At 62.4% G+C, this 20,278-nt stretch carries 17 protein-coding genes, 1 tRNA gene and 1 pseudogene; 7 read left to right on the top strand and 12 right to left on the bottom strand.

Going from position 1 to position 20,278, the window contains the following annotated elements; all coding sequences use genetic code 11:
* Positions 1–111 precede the first annotated feature (111 nt).
* Entirely contained in the window at positions 112–609 is a 498-nt protein-coding gene (locus AC1D1B_RS16035; RefSeq protein WP_181061771.1) for a GAF domain-containing protein, read from the top strand.
* Positions 610–614: 5 nt separating this feature from the next.
* Here AC1D1B_RS16035 and AC1D1B_RS16040 read toward each other — a convergent pair whose 3' ends face one another.
* Complete coding sequence (locus tag AC1D1B_RS16040) at positions 615–1,691, bottom strand: YeiH family protein (protein ID WP_477333492.1); 1,077 nt, start codon at positions 1,689–1,691, stop codon at positions 615–617.
* 472 nt (positions 1,692–2,163) lie between these two features.
* Between AC1D1B_RS16040 and AC1D1B_RS16045 the strand changes: the two are divergent.
* The 4 genes and pseudogenes from AC1D1B_RS16045 to AC1D1B_RS16060 all read left to right on the top strand — a co-directional run.
* Positions 2,164–2,454, top strand: a pseudogene (locus tag AC1D1B_RS16045) (GNAT family N-acetyltransferase); the annotation flags it as partial.
* Between the two features lie 75 nt (positions 2,455–2,529).
* Positions 2,530–2,913 carry an ACT domain-containing protein gene (locus AC1D1B_RS16050; protein WP_477333902.1) on the top strand — a complete coding sequence of 128 codons (384 nt, stop codon included), beginning with the start codon at positions 2,530–2,532 and terminating at the stop codon, positions 2,911–2,913.
* A gap of 70 nt (positions 2,914–2,983) precedes the next feature.
* A complete protein-coding gene (locus AC1D1B_RS16055; RefSeq protein WP_477333493.1) occupies positions 2,984–3,322 on the top strand; it encodes a hypothetical protein in 339 nt (112 codons plus the stop codon).
* 146 nt (positions 3,323–3,468) lie between these two features.
* Positions 3,469–4,902: an aldehyde dehydrogenase family protein gene (locus AC1D1B_RS16060; RefSeq protein WP_477333494.1), complete on the top strand. Its 1,434-nt coding sequence runs from the start codon at positions 3,469–3,471 to the stop codon at positions 4,900–4,902.
* 63 nt (positions 4,903–4,965) lie between these two features.
* Here the strand turns inward: AC1D1B_RS16060 and AC1D1B_RS16065 are convergent, their stop codons facing one another.
* The 10 genes from AC1D1B_RS16065 to AC1D1B_RS16110 all read right to left on the bottom strand — a co-directional run bounded on the left by AC1D1B_RS16065 (position 4,966) and on the right by AC1D1B_RS16110 (position 16,131).
* Positions 4,966–6,276 carry an HlyD family type I secretion periplasmic adaptor subunit gene (locus AC1D1B_RS16065; RefSeq protein WP_477333495.1) on the bottom strand — a complete coding sequence of 437 codons (1,311 nt, stop codon included), beginning with the start codon at positions 6,274–6,276 and terminating at the stop codon, positions 4,966–4,968.
* Positions 6,273–8,009, bottom strand: a complete 1,737-nt coding sequence (locus AC1D1B_RS16070; protein ID WP_477333496.1) for a type I secretion system permease/ATPase — start codon at positions 8,007–8,009, stop codon at positions 6,273–6,275. Before AC1D1B_RS16070 ends, AC1D1B_RS16065 begins: the two co-directional genes overlap by 4 nt.
* A gap of 34 nt (positions 8,010–8,043) precedes the next feature.
* Positions 8,044–8,436 carry a hypothetical protein gene (locus tag AC1D1B_RS16075; RefSeq protein WP_477333497.1) on the bottom strand — a complete coding sequence of 131 codons (393 nt, stop codon included), beginning with the start codon at positions 8,434–8,436 and terminating at the stop codon, positions 8,044–8,046.
* Positions 8,437–8,514: 78 nt separating this feature from the next.
* On the bottom strand, positions 8,515–11,856 hold the full coding sequence (locus AC1D1B_RS16080) for a M10 family metallopeptidase C-terminal domain-containing protein (RefSeq protein WP_477333498.1): 3,342 nt from the start codon (positions 11,854–11,856) through the stop codon (positions 8,515–8,517).
* Between the two features lie 318 nt (positions 11,857–12,174).
* Positions 12,175–12,678, bottom strand: a complete 504-nt coding sequence (locus AC1D1B_RS16085) for a hypothetical protein (RefSeq protein ID WP_477333499.1) — start codon at positions 12,676–12,678, stop codon at positions 12,175–12,177.
* A 281-nt stretch (positions 12,679–12,959) separates the two neighbouring features.
* A complete protein-coding gene (locus AC1D1B_RS16090; protein ID WP_477333500.1) occupies positions 12,960–13,262 on the bottom strand; it encodes a hypothetical protein in 303 nt (100 codons plus the stop codon).
* 91 nt (positions 13,263–13,353) lie between these two features.
* Entirely contained in the window at positions 13,354–13,986 is a 633-nt protein-coding gene (locus tag AC1D1B_RS16095; RefSeq protein ID WP_477333501.1) for a hypothetical protein, read from the bottom strand.
* 187 nt (positions 13,987–14,173) lie between these two features.
* Complete coding sequence (locus AC1D1B_RS16100; protein WP_477333502.1) at positions 14,174–14,704, bottom strand: DnaJ domain-containing protein; 531 nt, start codon at positions 14,702–14,704, stop codon at positions 14,174–14,176.
* Positions 14,705–14,989: 285 nt separating this feature from the next.
* Positions 14,990–15,063 (bottom strand) — tRNA-Gln (locus tag AC1D1B_RS16105).
* Between the two features lie 135 nt (positions 15,064–15,198).
* Positions 15,199–16,131: a lysylphosphatidylglycerol synthase domain-containing protein gene (locus AC1D1B_RS16110; RefSeq protein WP_477333503.1), complete on the bottom strand. Its 933-nt coding sequence runs from the start codon at positions 16,129–16,131 to the stop codon at positions 15,199–15,201.
* Positions 16,132–16,417: 286 nt separating this feature from the next.
* Here AC1D1B_RS16110 and AC1D1B_RS16115 point away from each other — a divergent pair, with 286 nt between their 5' ends.
* The gene (locus AC1D1B_RS16115) at positions 16,418–17,758 is read left to right on the top strand and encodes a Ppx/GppA phosphatase family protein (protein WP_477333504.1); all 1,341 of its coding nucleotides are present in this window, start codon (positions 16,418–16,420) and stop codon (positions 17,756–17,758) included.
* A gap of 58 nt (positions 17,759–17,816) precedes the next feature.
* Entirely contained in the window at positions 17,817–18,527 is a 711-nt protein-coding gene (locus tag AC1D1B_RS16120) for an RlmE family RNA methyltransferase (RefSeq protein WP_477333505.1), read from the top strand.
* Positions 18,528–18,742: 215 nt separating this feature from the next.
* Here AC1D1B_RS16120 and AC1D1B_RS16125 read toward each other — a convergent pair whose 3' ends face one another.
* Positions 18,743–20,164: an MFS transporter gene (locus AC1D1B_RS16125; RefSeq protein ID WP_477333506.1), complete on the bottom strand. Its 1,422-nt coding sequence runs from the start codon at positions 20,162–20,164 to the stop codon at positions 18,743–18,745.
* Positions 20,165–20,278 lie beyond the last annotated feature (114 nt).

Here is a 20,278-nt window from a genome sequence, read left to right on the forward strand (position 1 = left end):
GTATCTGGCTGGCACGGGTGGTATTCACAATTGTGTATTTCCCAGGCGCGTCATTGGTGGCAGACAGGAAATGTAGCGGGCTTTTTGGCTCGCCGGCAACGGAGACGAATCATGTTTGCGGCTCAGACCATCGACAGCACCGACAAGCCAGCGTTCTACCGCGAACTGGCCACCCAGTTGAAGGCGCTGCTGGAAGGTGAGAGCGACTCGGTCGCCAATGCCGCCAACACATCGGCGCTGATCTTCCAGATGGTGCCCGACCTCAACTGGGCCGGCTTCTATTTCCTGGCGTCGGACGAGGAACTGGTGCTCGGACCGTTCCAGGGCAAACCCGCCTGCGTGCGCATCGCCGTCGGTAAAGGCGTATGCGGCACCGCGATCGACCTCGAAATGTCGATGCTGGTCAAGGATGTGCATGACTTTGCCGGCCACATCGCCTGCGACGCCGCCTCGCGCTCGGAGCTGGTCGTGCTGCTGAGGGACAATGACGGCGTCTTCGGCCTGATCGACCTCGACAGCCCGACGCCCGGCCGTTTCGACAAGGAGGATCAGGCCGGCATCGAGGCGCTGGCCGCGATCTATGTCGCGGCAAGCTCGTTCGAGGACTGAGCGGCTTAAGCGAACTTCACCAGCATCAGGCTGAAGCAGCCGATGAACAGGAAGGCCGAGAAGGCGAGCGCCAGCGGCCGCAGGCCGCGCGAGCGCAGCTGCGAAATGTTGGCCTGCAGGCCCATGGCAGCGAGCCCCATGGTCAGCATCATTGTGGTGCCGAGCGCCATCGCCGACTTCACTTCGGCTGGTACGGTGACCAGGCTGTTCAGCGCCACGACGGCGATGAAAGCGGCGACGAACCACGGCATGGGCGGCCGCGCCGCCGATTGATCGCTTGCCCGGTCGATGCTGGTCTTGCGGCGCGCCATCAGGCCGAGCGCGATGACCATTGGCGCCAGCATGGCGACGCGGGTGAGCTTGGCGACGGTGGCGATCTCGCCGGATTGGGCACCGTTCTGGAAGCCGGCGCCGATGACCTGCGCCACCTCATGGATCGAGGCGCCGGCCCACAGGCCGAACGCATGCTGGTCGAGGCCGAGCACGGGCGCCAACAGCGGGAAGCCGAGCATGGCGACGGTGCCGAACAGCGTGATCGAGGCGACGGCATAGGTGACGTCCTCGTCGCGCGCATCGGTGACGATGTTGGTGGCAACGATCGCCGAGGCGCCGCAAATCGAGGTGCCGGCGGCAATAAGCTGCGCCAGCTTGCGGTCGACGCCGATCAGCCGGCCGAGCGTGATGGTGAAGACGAAGGTGGCGCCAAGTGTCAGCGCCACGATGCCGACGCCGCCGGCGCCGATGGAGACGACCTGGCCGAGCGTCAGCTGGAAGCCGAGCAGCACGATAGCAAAGCGCAGCAGGCGCTTTTGCGAAAAGGCGATACCGGCCTTGGCGTGGGCGGGGGTGCCGAGCACATTGGAATAGATCATGCCGGCGACGACGGCGAGGATCATCGGGCTGAACAGGGCAAAGCCGGAGACATTATGGGCCGAGAAGGCCACAGCCGTGATCATCGCCACCAGCACGATACCGGGGATAACACCATTCCACTCCGAATCGAGCCGCTTGCGGCCCGCGGCCAGATCGGCGGAAATTGTGCTTTTCGGAATATCGTTCGCGATGTGGGTGGCGGAAGACAATGCAATTCTCCAGGCAAGTACCCCGGGAGAATGCCATTCCAGAACCAATCTTTCCAACGAATTGTTTTGGTTGAAATGATCGATTTTAAAGATCAATTGTCGTCTATCGATCTGGGCCATGCGATCGGTTTTATCTGGCTACGGCGAGCGGCTTGACGCTCCGCGGTTTCCGCTTCAGCTTGCCGCGATGATCACCTGTCCCGTACGCGCGAAGCGACGCCGCACCTTGCAGGAGCGGCAAGCTGATTGCGCGAAGACAATGGCCGACTAGTCAAAAATCCGGACTTTTCGTCACCAGTCCCGCCCATCCACCAGGATCGGCGGGTTTTTTTGCATTTGGAGCCTGTGAATGACCAGTATTTCTTCCATCCGGTTTCGGCCGGCCGAACGCGCTGACGCCGCCGCGATCAGGGACATTGTGCGCGCCGCCTATGCCAAATGGGTGCCGGTGATCGGCCGCGAGCCGCTGCCGATGCGCGCCGACTATGACCAAGCCATTGCCGAACATCCGTTCGACCTCGCCGTCGAGGGTGACAGCATCGTTGGCATGCTCGAAACCATGCTGGCGGACGATCACCTCTGGATCGAGAATGTCTGCGTCACGCCGCAGGCGCAGGGCAGGGGCATTGGCCGGCTGTTGCTGGAGCGGGCCGAGCAGAAGGCACGTGAGGCTGGCCGCTTCGAACTGCGCCTTCTGACCAACGGAGCCTTCGAGGCCAACGTGTCGCTCTACAAGAAGCATGGCTATACGATCAATCGCGAAGAGCCGTTCATGGGTGGCATGACGGTCTATATGAGCAAGCGGCTGGCACCGACCATCGAAGGGCGGAGTTCGACAATGGCTGCCAGGATCAGGCTCAAGCAGCTCTCGGGGCGGCATGCGATTTCGCGCCTTGAAGCAGCCGACAGCATTCCCGGCTGGGCGGACGGGCCGGGCTTCGTCAGCATCACCAGGACCGACGACGAGCTTTCGATCGTCTGCCTGCAGGATAGCGTGCCGGCCGGCGTCAAGCGGGACGGCGACTGGGTCGCCTTCAAATTCGAGGGGCCCTTTGCCTTCGACGAGACCGGCATCGTGCTGTCGGTGATAAAACCATTGTCGGAGAACGGGTTGGGCATCTTCGTGGTGTCCACTTTCGATGGCGACCACCTGCTGGTCAAAGCCGCAGATGAAGCCGCTGCCAGACGTCTTCTAATCGCGGCGGGACACACGCTGCTATAGGCTATCGAGGTATAAGTTCTATGTCGATTTGTCGTTCTTCAATTGGGATGGCTATGAGCAAGAGGCTGACGTGATGCAGGAAGCCGTTCGTGACCTCTGCAGGATTGCCTCCAAATTGACGGAGAAGCTCGACGCCGAGCAAATTAACGCAGCGCAAACGCGCATCGAATCCCTGGTTCCCCCATTGTCCGCTGATGACATCGGCGCCCTGATATCGCTGCTGCCAGCCGATGGCGACACAGCCTACGGCCTCAACTGGTCTATTTTGCATGCGGTCGAAGCGGCTCCCGAATGGCCGCTTTGGGATATGCTTCGGGACGAAGAAAATGAGTGGGTTCGCAGCTTTCGCCAGAGGCTTGCCAATGCGGGTTTCGAGGTGCCACAGGATCGCGGCTCGAAGCCTCACTGATCACATTGCCGGAGGACAATAGCCGTCTTGCTCAATCGCCCGTCCTTGCGTTTGACATCGCTCTTGCCGCATCGTTATCTCTGAACCGATACGACGATCGGACGATCGCTCCCCGATCAGATCAGAAATCCCCCGAGGAGAAACCCATGTCCCACAATCTGCAATTCTATATCGATGGCGCCTGGGTCGATCCGGTTGTGCCCAACAGCTTCGACGTCATCGACCCGTCCAACGAAGACGCTTTCGCGCAGATTTCGCTCGGGGCCAAGGCCGATGTCGACAAGGCGGTGGCCGCCGCCAAGCGCGCCTTCGAGACATTCGGCTTCACCTCGGCCGAGGAGCGGCTCGATATACTCAACCGCGTCATCGAGATCTACAAGAAGCGCAGCGCCGATCTGGCGCTCGCGGTGTCGCGCGAAATGGGCGCGCCGCGCCAGATGGCGCTCGACAGCCAGGTCGGCGTCGGCCTGGCGCATCTGCAGAAGATGGCGCAAGTGCTGAAGTCGTTCGAATTCCGCCACGTCAAGGGCTCGTCGCTGATCGTCAAGGAACCGATCGGCGTCGTCGGCCTTATCACGCCGTGGAACTGGCCGCTGAACCAGATCACCTGCAAGGTCGGTCCCGCGCTCGCCGCCGGCTGCACCATGGTGCTGAAGCCCTCGGAAATCGCGCCGCTCGACGCCATCATCTTCGCCGAAATCATCGACGAGGCCGGCGTGCCCAAGGGCGTCTTCAACCTCGTCAATGGCGATGGCCCGGGCGTCGGCCAGGCGCTGTCCAGCCACCCCGACATCGACATGATGTCGTTCACCGGTTCGACCCGCGCCGGCATCCTGGTTGCGAAGGCCGCGGCCGACACGGTCAAGCGCGTGCATCAGGAGCTCGGCGGCAAATCGGCCAACATCCTGTTCCCCGATGTCGACCTCGAAAAGGCTGTCAGCAAGGGTGTTGCCGGCTGCTTCAGCAACAGCGGTCAGTCCTGCAATGCGCCCACCCGCATGTTCGTGCCGCGCGACCGCCACGACGAGGCCACCGGCTATGCCAAAACGGCAGCGGAAAAGTTCACCGTTGGCCCGGCCGACGCGGCCGGCACCAAGCTTGGGCCTGTGGTCAGCCAGATCCAGTTCGACAAGATCCAGGACCTGATCCAGGCCGGCATCGACGAGGGCGCCACGCTGGTGGCCGGTGGCCCCGGCCGTCCGGCCGAACTCAATCGCGGCTATTACATCCGTCCGACCGTGTTCGCCGACGTCACGCCGGACATGCGCATCGCCAGGGAAGAAATTTTTGGGCCGGTGCTGGCGATCATGCCTTATGACACCGTGGAAGAGGCGATCGGCACCGCCAACGACACCGTCTATGGCCTGGCCTCCTACATCCAGGCGAAGGACATCCAGAAGGCCCGCGAAGTCGCCGCCCGCATGCGCACCGGCAATGTCTACATCAACTATCCCCAGTGGGACGCCGGCCTGCCCTTCGGCGGCTACAAGCAATCCGGCAACGGCCGCGAATACGCCGAATACGGGCTTGAGGATTTCCTCGAGATCAAGGGCATCGCCGGCTACGAGGCGGCCGAGTAGTGGCTACCCCTTCGGGATCGGCAACCAGCCGGTCCCGGTGCTTCGGCTCTCAAAGGTGCGGCTTCATTCTTCCCGGAAAGCTTTCTGGATCTGATCCGACAGCGGCTTCACCAGATAGGAAAGCATCGTCCGATCGCCGGTCGGGAAGAACACTTCGGCCGGCATGCCTGGCGCCAGCGCCAGCCCGCGCAGCTTGGCGACCTCGGTTTTCGGCAGCGTCACCCGCGCAACATAGAAGGCTGCTCCGGTGCGCTCTTCGGTGGTGAGATCCGCCGAGATCCGCGACAGCGTCCCGGTCAGTTCCGGCGTGGTTTGCCGATTGAAGGCCGACAGGCGCAAAATCGCGTTCTGGCCCATCGTCACCTGGTCGATATCCTGCGGTGCAATATGCGCTTCAACGGTCAGGTCGTCCGTCACCGGTACGATCTGCATCACCTGTTCGCCGGGCGTGATGACCCCGCCGATTGTATGCACGGCCAATTGCAGCACCACGCCATCCTGCGGGCTGCGCAGATCGATGCGCTTCAACTGGTCCTCGGCCGCTACCTTGCGTTCGACGAACTCGGAGATCTTTCCTTGCGTTTCGCGTAAATCGTTCGCGACCTCGCTGCGAAGATCCTGGTCGATCTGGATGATCTGCAGTTCGATCTCGGCCGCCTTGCCTTTCACCTGGGCTATTCCCGCCGTCAACTGCCCATGCTCGCCTTCGAGCCGCACCGCGTCCCGTTCCAGCGACGTCATGCGGTCGATCCCTATCAGCTTGCGATGCCACAGGGACCGCACGCCTTCCAGCTCGATCTGGATCAGCTCGATCTCGCGGCGTTTCGCCTGCAGCTGCTCGGTCAGACCGGCACTCTCCTGCGCCAACTGGGCGATCCGTTCGCGCAATTGCGATCGCTGGCCAGATCGCGCCTGGTGCCGGAAATCGAACAGCGATTGTTCTCCGGCCATCGATGCGGCGACACCGGCTTCGTCGCGCCGCGATGTCAAAACCTCCGGAAAGCTGATCGTGTCCTTGCCGTCACGCTCTGCCTCCAGGCGCGCCAACCGTGCATAGAACTCATCCAGACCTTTTGAGACGATCGCCAGGTTGGCGCGCGTTGTCGTCTCATCCAGGCGCACCAGAATATCGCCCGCTTTGACCCGGTCGCCTTCACGCACCCTGATCTCGCCGACCACGCCGCCCGTCGGATGCTGAACCTTCTTTACATTGGAATCGACCACCAGCCGGCCAGCTGCGATCACCGCACCCGACATTTTGGTCACTGCCGCCAGGCCGCCAACACCTCCGACAAGCAGCAGACAGGTAGCAACCCCGGCCACGAGATAGCGATGGACCTGCTTGTGATGCAAAGCGCTCCTGTCCTCGCTCATGCCGGAACGCCTCTCTCCGTGGCGGCAACGACTTTGAGCGGTGCTGCCGATCGGAACACCTTGTTCAGCACTTCATCCTTCGGGCCGAAGGCCTGCACATGCCCATTGGCCATCACCAGCACGGTATCGACATTGGCCAGCACACTGGATCGGTGCGCGACGACGATAACGATGCCGCCGCGGTCCCTGATGCCCTGGATGGCGGCGGACAAGGCCACTTCACCCTCTGCATCGAGATTGGAATTTGGCTCGTCCAGAATGACGATGAACGGATCGCCATAGAGAGAGCGCGCAAGGGCGATACGCTGCCGTTGCCCCGCCGACAGTGAGGCGCCGGCTTCGCCAACCCTCGTGTCGTAGCCGTCGGCCAGATGCACGACGAGGTCATGCACGCCGGCGGCCTTGGCCGCCGCAAGCACCATGTCTGATGACGCATCCGGGTCGAAGCGGGCGATGTTTTGCGCAATCGTTCCGTCAAACAACTGCACATCCTGCGGCAGATAGCCGATATGTTTGCCCAGCTCGTCGGTCGGCCACTGGTCAAGCGTCGCGCCGTCCAGCCGCACGGCGCCCCGCGCCGGCAGCCAGACACCCGCAAGCGCACGCACCAGCGACGATTTACCGGAAGCGCTCGGGCCGATGACCCCCAGGCCCGATCCCCTGGCCAGTGAAAAACTTGCATCCCACACCACCGGCGTCCGTTCGCCAGGCGGCGCGACACTGACATTCTCGACCGCCAACGCGCTGACAGGCGCAGGCAGGGTTACGCCGGCTGCGCCTTCCGGCAGCGCAGCCAACAGCTGTTTCAGGCGCGCCCAGCTTTGCCGCGCCGAAATGAAACCCTTCCAATGCGCTATCGCCAGTTCGATCGGAGCCAGTGCCCTGCCCATCATGATCGAGCTTGCGATCATGATGCCGCCGGTCGCCTCTTGCTGGATGACCAGATAAGCGCCGATCGCCAGCATGGCCGATTGCAGCATCAAGCGCAGGATCTTGGAAATCGTGCCGAGCGTTCCCTGGACATCGCTGGCTGCCGCATGGGCGTTCAGGTACTCGGCATTGACGCCATGCCAGCGCTCGGCGATACGCCCGCCAAAACCCATGGCCTGCATGGCTTCGGCATTGCGCCTTGTCGCCTCGGCCAACGTGCTGCGGACGGCTGCATGCTGTCCGGCGATCCTTGTCGGGCCACGGGTGCGGAATTCGGCCAGAAGCGTCAGTGCAAACAGGACAACGGCGCCGGCAAGCGCGGTAACGCCGATCCAGAAATGAAAAATGAAACAGATGCCGATATAGAGCGGCATCCATGGCAGGTCGAACAGCGCGGTCGGTCCAGGACTGCCGATAAAGGCGCGAACCTGATCCAGATCCCGCAAGGGCTGCAGTCCGTCACCGGAAGGCTTGGCGCGCAGCGGCAGGCGCATCAGCGCCGAATAGACCGACGGGCTCAGCTTTGCGTCCAACCCCTGACCAAGCCGTACCATGAGGCGAGAGCGGATCAGCTCCAGCACCCCCTGAAACACGAACAGTGTTCCCGCAAGCACCGCCAGGCCGACCAGCGTCGGCACGCTGCGACCCGGAACGACCCGGTCATAGACCTGCAGCATGAAGAACGAGCCGGTCAGGGTCAGCACGTTGACGACCCCGCTCATCAGGACAATGCCCGAAAAAGCACGTCGAAAGGACGACAGAATTCCGACCAGCGTAAGCGGCGGCGATGGCGTCAGCTGCATGCAAGCTCGCAATCGGGATATGGCATCTCGCCCCTCAATAGATAACTGCCTTGAGTGTGACATGGACGGGCAAGCCCGCCTCGAACTGTGCGCTGCCGCGCGCCACCAGCCAGCCGTCCGCACGCTCCAGGCGCGCAACGATCTGCAGCGTTGGTGAGGCAGTCGAGCTCGCGGGCAGGGGCAAGGAAAATTCTATGGTCTTTGAGCCGCCCTCGCTTTTGAGGCTCGTTTTCGCGGCGCGACGTCGCCCACTGTCCTGAATGGCGGGGTCCTCGAGATAGATCTCGAGATGACCTTCCGGGATAGCCTTGCCGCCCACGAACGTGACTGAGCCGCGAATATCTGTCGATTGCGCAGCCGCTGCCCCGGTGGCCGCGGCGACAGCCACAGCTCCGGCGGCCATCAATACTGTGCGGCGGTCGGTCATCGCGTACCCTCCCTTTTTCGCTGCGGTACACCACGCGCTTCAGGAGGGGAGCCCAAAGGCACCCCTCCTGGTAACACGTTAGATGACAATGAAGTCTGCGGCCGAAAGATCCAGATTTGTGTTCAGGTGCGCAAACTGAATGGCTGCTCCCTGTCCGGAACCATCGGCGTCGTAAGACAATATTCCATTGTCGGTGTCGTAGACGATGCGGTCGTCGGCATCATGAGCAACACCGGCTCCGCTCTTGTAGAATGAGCCCAGGGCGAGGGCGCCGTCGCCGCCAACGCTGGCAAAGATGAGGTTGTCCAGCAGGATCGTATCGTCGGCGACCTTGAAGTCCTTGATCCAGTCGATATTGCCGTTCCCGAGTTCTGTCGAGAAGCGGAAATAGTCGTCGCCCGCGCCGCCGGTCAGCGTATCGGCAGCCAGCCCGCCATCCAAAAGGTCGCTGCCGCCGCCGCCGTTGAGCGTATCGGCGCCCGCAACGCCCGGCTGAGCCGGCGCTGGCGGGAAGTCGACCGATACGTTCAGCTTGTATGTCGAGCCCTCCGGCACGGATTCCACCCAGCCATCGCCCGGAGCGGAGTCCGACCATTGGCCTTCCAGAATATAGTAGGTTCCGGTTTTCTCGACGATGAAGCTGGTGCTCGAATCCCGGCCGTTTGTGGAGCCGGGGTCGTCGCCGCCATCGTCGTTCTGGGCGACGACATTGCCATCGCTGTCCAGCAGCCTGACGATGCTGTCATGGACATTGGGGTCGGCAATTCCATCGATATCGATGGTGATGATCGTGCCGGCCGCCAGGTTGACGCTGTAATATCCGCCCAGGCCGTTCCCAGTGGCGTTGACGGTGGTGTGAAGCGTGGTCGTCGAATCGAAGATATCGGGGTCGGCGGCCAGCGAGAAGTTGTTCGAGATGTCGAAGGCGGTTGAGATCGTATTGTTCGTCGCCTCTGGTCCAAGCGTGGCGTAGCCGGTGCCCATGCCCGGGCGTGGCGGAGCATCGCCCGGATAGGCGAAATCGCCGAGCAGGGTGTCATCGCCGCCGCCGCCGTCGATCTTGTCCGCGCCGCCCTGGCCGGTCAGCACATTGGCCGAGCCATCGCCCGTCAGGTGATCGTTGAAGCCCGAACCGGCCAGATTTTCGATCGAGATATAGGTGTCGCCGCCGGATTTGCCGCCACCCAGTTTGAGGCTGAGCCCGCTGGTCGCGTCGGCATAGTCCGCCGTGTCGCTGCCGGCGCCGCCATTCAATGTGTCGGCGCCGCCCCCGCCGGTCAGCGTGTCGTTGCCCGCGCCGCCGGAAAGTTTGTTGGCCTGGGCGTTGCCGATGAGATGGTCATCGAAGAACGAACCGACGGCGTTTTCGAAGCCAACGAGGATGTCGTGCCGGATAACGGTGCCGCGCCCGACGATCTGCACCGGGCCATCGGCGTCGCCGCCATTGGCCGTGCCATTGGCGAGGTCGATCGTCACACCCGAGGAGCTGCCTTCGTAGACGACCGTATCGATACCGGCGCCGCCATCCAGATAGTCCTGGCCGGCGCCGCCGATGATGGTGTCGTTGCCGGCTTCACCGTAGAGGATGTCGCCGTCATTGCCGCCATCCAGTATGTCGTTGCCGCCGCCGCCGTTGAAATAGTCGCCGCCGCCCCGGCCCCAGAAATGATTTGCCGCCGACGTGCCTATGAAACGGTCGATGCGGTCATCGGACCCGATCAGGTTCTCGATGCTGGAGAAGGTGTCGCCCGTGCCGGTGCCGCCATTGGCAACGTTCGTCTCGAGGTTTACGAGCAGTTGGAAGGGGCTTTCCTTGCTGTAGTCGACCGTGTCGACGCCCGCGCCGCCCCTGAAAATATCGACGCCATCCTGACCGCTCAGCGTATCGTCGCCGGCGCCGCCGTCGAGGATATCGTTGCCCTGGCCACCGAGGATCGTATCGTTGCCGCCGCCGCCATAGAGCGTGTCATTGCCGTCGTCGCTCTCGGTCTGGTCTTCGAGGTCGGCGACATCGATGGTGTTGTTGATGTCGCGGCTGGCGAGCGAGTCGCGGCCACCGATGATGAGGTCATCGCCACCCTGACCGAAGATCGTGTCGTTGCCGGCGCCGCCGTCGAGCGTGTTGTTCCCGTTGTCGCCGAAGATGACGCTGGTCATCGTGTTGTCGCCGATGATGGGAGGCGTTTCGCCGCCGCCATCTCCCGGTTGGGGCGTCGACTCATCGGCGTAGATAATGTGTTCGACGTTGGCGATTTTCCCGATCTTCAGGCTCCTGGACAACAGGATAACCGTGTCGTTCCCGCCATTGGCTTCTTCGCGCACGATGTCGTCGAGGGAGTCGACGAAGTAGGTGTCGTCGCCGCCATTGCCGGCCATGCGGTCGCCGCCGCCGCGGCCATCCAGGACGTTGTCTCCGTCATTGCCGATCAGGACGTCGTCATAGCTGCTGCCGATGCCGTTCTCGATGTAATAGTCGGTCCCATCGGCGTTGTGCCCGGCAAAGATCGACACATTGTTGCTGTGGCCGTTAACGCTGGAGAACTGCCCGGCGCGCAAGTCAAGGATCGTGCCCGCCGTGGAGCCGGAGAAGTCGATCGTGTCGTTTCCGCCGGTGTCATGGATCACAAAACCGATGTCGTGCTGCATGCCCGAGGCGCTGAGCCGGTAGCCATCCACGGTACTGCCGAAGCCGTAGACATTGTCGCCCGTGTTGAGGTCGATATGCTGATAGGTGAACACCCCATTCTCGTCGACGGTCGCGAAAAAGCGGCGGATAACGGCTTCTATGTCGGCCATCATCGGCGTTGAAGCCGACCAGCGGGTGGTTTCGCCGACATCGATCCCGTCGAAATAGGACATGACGCTGTATTGCTGACGGTCGTAGGTCCAGGTCGCATTGTTCAGATAGTTGATCTGAACGCCGCCGGGACCGCTGTAATTGTAGAGGCCGGGGTGGTTCAGGCCGAACTCATGACCGAATTCATGGATGAAGGAATCGAACACATAGCCGCCAATATCGGTCTTGTTGTTCTCCGTGTCGTGGAAACGTTGACCTATGCTGACATAGCGGTCGTTGGAATAGGCGCTGCCGTCGTCCTCCTCGCCCAGTTCGGGGCTGACAACCTGCATCCAGTCGGTTGCGCTGTTGTATGGCGCATCGTCGACGATTTCGAACTTCAAAGGAGTGACAAGGGCCCACATCTGCAAGGCGCCGATCGCGGCGGCCTTGTACTCGGGGTGATCATTGAGCTCGGCGACATTGATCCTTAGCGTTCCCGCCGCGATCGCCGGCGTCAGCGACCGGTCCAGCGCTCCAAGGTAGGTGAGGTAGGCCTCGTAATCTTCGCTTTTGCCGTACGGGTTGTCCGGCGTCTGGTCGTTGACCCACCATTGGTCGCTGGTCTGGCTTGGGTTCGGCATCCTTGGGACTCCTTGTCTCACAACCGTGGCAATTACGGCTGTACGGTTTAGCTTGTGCCAACCACCGGCAAGCATCGTTTGCGCTTTCCGGTCGAGCCCCGTCCCAGTGCCAACAATGCTATTGGAATCTTCGCTTGTCTACCCTCCACTCGCGCTCGGTACACATGAGATTATTGGGCACTCTTGTCTCGGTGCATTTTGAGATACTGGTTTGGTGTTAGTTAAGCTCGCGCTAATCTATGTTCGCAGCTCGCCGACCTTAGCCAACCTGCATGGCCCGGCTGGCAGCGGAAGCTGGCAGCGAACGCGCATGCAGGGCTAGGAACCCGTCCGCCGCGCGAAATGTTCGTACGTCACGCGCCACGGGTCGCTCTCCGCGCGTCTCTCTTCGCCGATCCAATGAAAGCTGTCGGCGGTGATCTCGGTGAACCGCCACCGGGCCTGCAGACCGCGCGAGTCGTCGCCGATCTGGACAATGTCCTTGCCCTCGGCCCGCCCGATCTGGCGCGAATAATCCTGGTTGAGCGGATCGCTCCAGATGATGTGCCAGCCGCCGATCCCGGGGTCGAAGACGCGCAAGGTCGTGCCATACATGGTGGACGGGGCAGGGCGCCTGGGCCTGATCCAGATGTCCTGGATGGCGCGGCCTTCGAGCACCCAGCCGAAGTGACACTCACCATCCCATTTCTGAATTGTGCCGTCGTCGCGGTGGTGGACCGTCTCCATGTCCCAGCTGCCAATCAGCCATCCATACAGATCCATGTCTTTCGCCTGATCGGCTGCGGGACCCTCAGATGCGAGAGCGGTGAGAAACGTCGTCATGATTGTCTCCAGGGCAAGCCGCGCCAAGACGCTGGGGGCCACAACCATTGCGGCGTTGCGGGTTCCGGGTCTTGGGAAAAATTGCTGTAATGCCGCGGCTGCCGGCCTTCCGCGTTCGCGCCATTTCAGGCCCATGCGCCAATGCTAATGTAGCGACGGCGGGTACCCCAATGCCCGCCTGGCCGGCGCCTACTCGGGCAATCTCTTGGATGAGCGGCGCCGGCCGCCGGCTTAGGCGGCGACCAAGTTCCTGCCGCAGGAACATCAGGCCTGGTAGGTGGTTATCGCTGGGCGGTTTTGGCAGGCATTCCGATATCGGTCTGTATTCCCAGAACGTCCGCTGCCCAATCGCGCAGTTCCGGAGAAGCATCGCCGGATTTCATGATCGACACAGCTAGTGCTGCCATATCCGCGGGCGGCTTGTTGTTCGAATTCGAAACCACATAGGTGAAATAGCCGGCCATGATGGCGCATCCCACCGAAATGACCGGCGGGACGATCTGGAGTGTCGCCAACGCTATTGCGCGCCAGCGGCCGGATCGGCTGGGTACCGGAAGCTCATCCTCATCCACAAGGTCAGTCATGTCACTCTGCCCGCCAGTCGGGAGAACACCATCTGTGAGCATGGCCTACATTAGTTAAAATGCGGATAAATCTTTATTGGCTGTTGCCGCCCTAGTCGGTCCTCTGGGGCGGCGCTTCATTTCGCCACCCGGCCAGCTCTGGCAACTCATCAAGCCAGCTCTTCTCCGTCAGCGAGGCTTCTCCGGCCTGCGGTGCGGCCTCTGTGGCGTTTTGAATGAGCCAGTCCATCCACTTGCGATAGGCAGCCGGGGTCAATTCGGGCGGCAGCACCTTGGCCTTGGCCAGCATACGCTTGCGGAAACTGATTTGCCTGCGCAGCTTGGTCGTCGTGAACTTGATGGCCTTGCCCTGGTATTCGACCGTCCAGCGCCCATCGCCGTGGCTGGTGAGCCTGTCGATGGCAAAACCGGCATCGACAGGCCTGTCGCGCCACGGAAGCTCGACGGCGTTCCTCCGGAGATCAAGTGCCCATCGCTTGTAGTCGGCGCCGGCACGCTGGGGCGGCAGCACACCGGCCTGTTCGAGGATCTTCCTGCGGAAGGTCGGCTGCTTCTTGATCTGGCCGGTCGTCAGCTCGATGCGATGCCCGCGCAATTCGACGTGCCACCGGATCCTGCCATTGCCGACATACTTCACCAGCCTGTCGATGACGAACTCGTCATCGGCAAGCGTCGCGCAGCCTTGGCTGATGCGTTCGAGAATGTACTGGCTATCGGTGGGCATGACGTGGCCTTGTGCAGGAACCGCTCAGGTATCGCCTTGTGTGCAGGGCTCGCTGATGGCGTTCGAGCGGCCATCGAATAGCGCTTCCATGACCAGATTCTAGATCGAACCGGTGTCGATGTGAATCCCTGTTTGAACGCAGGCTCGCTGCGTCCCGCCGGACCTGCAAATAGCCTGGGTCAACGGTTCAGTGTTCCAGGAGCCGAATGCTGGTATCGCGACGCAATTCGGAATCGGCGCGGTCGACGCCTTCAACCGTGATTGCGATTGTCCCGTTCTCAATTCTTGCGATCCACCCCTTCGCCTTCATGTACCAGAGATGGAATTCGAGATGTTCTCGCGGACAGCCTAACAAGCGTTCGATTTCGACGTCGCCAATGCCGGGGTTGCTGACATCCTGGCGGCGCTTCACATAGAGCAGAGAAAGCAGTTTGGCCTGGACCACGGCATCCTTCTGAACGCCCTTGGCGTCGCTTGCTTCCTCCACCAATTGAAGGTGCATACCGGCATGCTCTCGATAGGAAATGTCGTATTGGGCGCGCTTGACCGGATCTTTCAGGACGTTGTGTGCTTCTACTATTTCACTGAAGCGGGCTTCATTTCCGGTTTGCTGATTGTCGGGATGATAGCGCATCGCAAAATAGCGAAATATTCGCTCAAGCGTCTCCGAGTTGGCGTTGGGGCTGATCTCCAAGAGCTCGTAGTAATCGACGAACAATGCGCTGCTCCCTCAAACATCGCCCCCGAAAAACCAAGAGCCTGGGCCGCCTATCTATAGCGATCCAGGCCCTCAGCCGTCGGGTTCTTCAGCGATATTGCGCTTGCTTGAGTCCAGTCACAAGCCGGACTTTGGTCCGGCCCAAGCCGAAACCGGCAAAGCAGTTAACGCGCTCGCTCTGTCCTGATAATCAGCGGCAGGCGGCCAAACCGGCCCGGTGGTGTTCCACAGGATGAACGCCGCCTTCTTGCTGTGTGCACACTATTGGGCGGCGAAGAAAATTTTTGGCTGGGGAACCTGGATTCGAACCAGGACTAACGGAGTCAGAGTCCGTGGGTCTACCGTTAACCTATTCCCCAGCAGGCGCTGTCGCGCTGGTGGGCCGCCGAAGCAGCCGCGCGTGCCTTGTAGCCGCCGCCGGAAAATAGTCAAGCCTGCGTTGCGTTTCAATCATGGGCTTTTGGTTTGTTCCGTTGATGCGCGCGGGCAGGGCGCTACGTCTCGCCTCGGCTGTATTGCGAATGCTCGAAGAACAGCACCACGCCAAGCGCGATCAGCAGCGGGATGATCAGGTAGAACAGCCGGAACACCAGGAGAGCCGCCAGCACGCCGACCGGATCCATCTGTGACAGTCCGGCCAGGAACACGACCTCGAACACGCCGAGCCCGCCCGGTGCATGCGAGATCTGCGCCACCGAGAACGACACCAGGAACACGCCGAGGATGACGAAATAGCCGGGATTGCCGGCCACGGGCAGGGCAAAGAAGATGATCGCCGCCGCCGCCAGCAATTCTATCGGGCCGATCAGCAATTGCCGCGCCACGATCGGCAGCGCCGGATAGTGCAGCTGGAAGCCGGCGATTTTCAGCGGATTCAGGTGCAGCCAGCTGCCGAAGATGTAGGCACCGACCAGAATGAGCAAAGCGCTGCCGGCGGCGATCGCCAGCCCGTGGTGGGGGGCGCCTACGAAGCGATCGATGATTGCAGGCTCGAACACCAGCACCAGGCCGCCGACCAGCAGGCTGGAGAGCACGAAGGTGATCCAGCAGATCGCCACCAATATGCCGACATCCTGGCCGGTCAGCCCCCTGGTGCCATAGGCGCGGTAGCGGATCACGGCGCCCGAAAGCACCGAGCCGCCAATGTTGTGCGACAGCGCATAGGTGGTAAAGGAGCAGAAGGTTACGAAGAGCCACGACACCTTTTTGCCGATATGCAGAAGAGCAATATGGTCGTAGCCGGCAAGCGAGGCGTAGGCGACGACCGAACTCAGCGCCGCCAGCACCCAGCCGCGCGTCGGGATGGCGACGATGCCGTCCCAGACATCGTCGATCGAAATGCCGCGCAGCTCATGCCACAGCAAAAGCAGCGACCCGATGACCGCCGCGATGCCGATGACCGGCCACAGATAGCGCCTCCAACTCATGGAGTTCTCGTCATGCGTTGCTGCCCATCGCCCAAGCGGGCGTGAAAACGTCCGCGATTCACCAATATTCCCCCTCATTTCAGAAATGCCTCATTGAAGCCGGCTATTCAACCGGACAAGCCCCGCTATTCAACGCCGCAAGCATTGCCGCTGCATGATGCCGGCAAAATTTGCCCCACTGCTCTTGGTGATCGGGTCCGGCACTGCTACTCTGGCGGCAACTTAAAGCATTTAGGTGCCTGCTGCGTCCGGTTTCCCGGTTCGCGCGGCGCCGGAAGGACCCGAAGTGGAAGACCACGACACCGGCGCAGGCGCGCCGGAAGTGGGCGTGTCCAGGGCTTCGCCGCCGTCAGGCCAGGCAAGCCCATCCGCCGGGCGGCCCCGCCAGGCGGGGCCTCAGTCCGGCAACGGACAGGCCGGCGACGCCCAGCATCAGCGAGGCAAGGCGAGAAAGCGGCGCAAGCGCCGGCGCGGACGCAAGGTTTTTGCACGCGATGAGCTGGCGGTATCAGCCCATCTCGTTGCGGCCGGCCCGCCTGCCGTCAACATCGCGCCAAATCCCGTGCCCGCGCCTCCGCCCCCGCAGCCCAGGCCGGAACAGCCCATGCAGCGTCCGCCGATGCAGGAACTGCCGGTGTTTGCCGCGCTCGATCTCGGCACCAACAATTGCCGGCTTTTGGTCGCGGTGCCGCAGCGCCACGGCCAGTTCCGTGTCATCGACGCCTTTTCGCGCATCGTCAGGCTGGGCGAGGGGCTGACCGCCAATGGGCACCTGAGCCAGGCAGCGATGGACCGCGCCGTCGAGGCGCTGAAAATCTGCGGCGACAAATTGCGCAACCGCAAGATCAAGAAGGCCCGGCTGATCGCCACCGAAGCATGCCGCACCGCCGACAACGGCGTCGAATTCCTGCAGCGGGTCGAACGCGAGGCCGGCCTGAAGCTGGAGATCATCGACCGCCAGACCGAGGCCCGCTTGGCGGTGTCCGGTTGCGGCTCGCTGGTCGAGCGCGACACGCAAGGCGTGGTGCTGTTCGACATTGGTGGCGGCTCGTCCGAAATCGCGCTGATCGACCTCACCGGCCATCGCTCGCCGCGGCTGGCCAACCACATCGTGTCGTGGACGTCGCTGCCGGTCGGCGTCGTCTCGCTGGCCGAGCGCTTTGGCGGCCGCACGGTGACGCGCGAGATTTTTGCCGCCATGGTCGACGATGTCGCGGTGCGGCTGAAGTCATTCGACGGCCGCGACCGGCTGAGCCATGTGCTGGCCAGCCCGAAATTCCATCTGCTGGGCACGTCCGGCACGGTGACGACGCTGGCCGGCGTCCATCTCGACCTCGAGCGCTACGACCGCCGCCGTGTCGACGGGCTGTGGATGGACCGCGACAGCGTCGACCGCATGGTCGAAAAGCTGGTCGGCTGGGATTTCCAGCAGCGCTGCGCCAACCCCTGCATCGGCGCCGACCGCGCCGATCTGGTGCTGGCCGGCTGTGCTATCCTCGAAGCGATCCGCGCAGTGTGGCCGTCGGAGCGGCTGCGCGTCGCCGACCGCGGCCTGCGCGAAGGCATTCTGAGCGAGCTGATGGCCGATGACGGCGTTTGGCGCAACAGTGGGCGTGGCCGAGCATGATCCTGAAAAGTGGAAACCGGTTTTCGGAAAAGATCATGCTCAAACAAGAAACAAAGTCATGACCAAGAAACCGGAAAAACCAGGTTCTGCCAGCATTCGGGTGCTGAAGACGCGGATCAAGAAGAAGAGCGGCCTGAAGGAATCGTCGCGCCGCTGGCTGCAGCGCCACATCAACGACCCGTACGTCCAGCGCTCCAAGGCTGACGGCTACCGCTCGCGCGCGGCCTACAAGCTGATCGAGATCGACGACAAGCATCATCTTCTGAAACCCGGCATGAAGGTCATCGACCTCGGCGCGGCTCCTGGCGGCTGGTGCCAGGTGGCGGCGGCGCGAACGAAGTCGACGGCCGACAACCCACATGTCATCGGCATCGACTATCTCGAAATGGACGCCGTGCCCGGCGCGCCGGTGCTGCTGATGGATTTCCTCGACCCCGATGCGCCGCAAAAGCTCGCCGAGGCGCTGGGCGGTGATCCCGATGTCGTGCTCTCCGATATGGCGGCACCGACCACCGGCCACAAGCGAACCGACCACATCCGCACCATGCATCTGTGTGAAGTGGCGGCCGATTTCGCGCTGTCCGTGCTGAAGCCGGGCGGCCATTTCCTGGCCAAGACCTTTCAAGGCGGCGCCGAAAACGAGCTGCTGTCGATGCTGAAGAAGAATTTCCGTTCGGTCCACCACGTGAAGCCGCCGGCGTCGCGGGACGAATCGGTGGAGCTGTATTTGCTGGCGAAGGATTTTAAAGGCAGAGACGGCACAACTTGAAAGTCGCTTCGTAGCGATCCTTCGCGCCCCCTCTGTCCTACCGGACATCTCCCCCACGAGGGGGGAGATTGGGGCTTCTGCCGCCCGCGTAATCCTGCAACGTTGAAGATTGGCGAAAGCCGAGGCGCCGGCTGATCTCCCCCCGTGTGGGGGAGATGTCCGGTGGGACAGAGGGGGGCGCTGTCCCGCCGGCATAAAAAGTCCTGCAGCTGAGCCTACTTCCCAGCCGTACCCACTGGCTCCAGCGTCTTTGGCGTCGTCAGCCGGCCATGTCCCGACACCGCATTGCCAGCATCCGGTGCCAGCCGCATGAACGATACTGAGGCCGCCGCCGAGACCGCAGCCACAACGAAGAACGCGATGTGGAAATCGCCGAGTGTCAGCAGTCCGCCATGGATCGAGGTCGAGACTTCCAGAATGCCGCCGGCCAGCGCCACGCCGAGCGCGATCGACAGCTGCTGGAACACCGCCGTGATCGGCGTTGCCTTGCTGGTGTCTTCGGCCGACACCTCGGCGTAGGAAAGCGCATTCACGCCGGTGAAGAACATCGAGCGGATGAAGCCGCCGACCAGCAATATGGCCAGCATCAGCGCGTAAGGCGTTTCCGGCGTGAACAGGCCGTAGGTGGCGATCGATGCTGCGGCGATCAGCGAGCCCCAGATCAGCACCCGCCGGAAGCCGGCGAGCCGGAAGATCAGCGCTGTCACGAACTTCATGCCGATGGCGCCGATGGCCGAGACGAAGGTAATCATGCCGGACTGGAACGGCGTCAGCCCGAAACCGATCTGGAACATCAGCGGCAGCAGGAACGGCACCGCGCCGATGCCGATGCGAAACAGCGACCCGCCGAGCACGGAGGAGCGGAACACCTGGTTGCGGAACAGTTCCAGCGCCAGCAGGGGATTCTTGGCTCGGCGGGCGTGCAGGAGATAGAGCACGCCGGAAAGCAGGCCGACTGCCACGGTAATGAAGCCGATCGCCGGCGGCAGATAGGGCAGGCTGACCACCGACAGGCCGAAGACAACGCCAGAGGCAGCCAGCCCACTCAGCACGAAACCGATGAAATCGAGCGGCGGCGTCTCCATCGAGTCCGTCTTCGGCAGGAAGCGCGTCGCCAGCCAGATGCCGATCAGGCCGATCGGCACGTTGATCAGAAAAATCCAGTGCCAGGTGAAATACGTGGTGATGAAGCCGCCGATCGGCGGGCCGACCAGCGGTCCGACCAGCGCCGGCACCGTCAGCCACGACATGGCGGCGACCAGCTCGCTCTTCGGCGTCGCGCGCACCAGCACCAGGCGGCCGACCGGCGTCATCATGGCGCCGCCTATGCCTTGCAGGAAGCGCGACACGACAAAGGCCGGCAGAGAATTGGAAATGGCGCAGGCGACCGAGCCGACGATGAAGACGCCGATCGCTGCGCGAAACACGTTCTTGGCGCCGAACCGATCGGCCATCCAGCCGCTGATCGGAATGAAGATCGCCAGCGACACCAGATAGGCGGTCAGCGCCAGCTTGAGCGCGATCGGGCTGGTGTGGATGTCGACGGCGATCGCCGGCAGCGATGTCGCAATGACGGTCGAATCCATGTTTTCCATGAAAAGAGCGACCGCCAGTATCAGCGGAATGATGCGGTTCAACGAACGCGTCCGAATTGGTCAAAATTTGCGTGCCGACCGAGGCAAGCCGACACGAAAGGGCGGTTATCACGCCTTTACCCGTATGTCGCATTAATTTGCTGTCACTTTTGTGCG

The sequence above is a fragment of the Mesorhizobium sp. P2_C5_2 genome, from assembly GCF_056404535.1.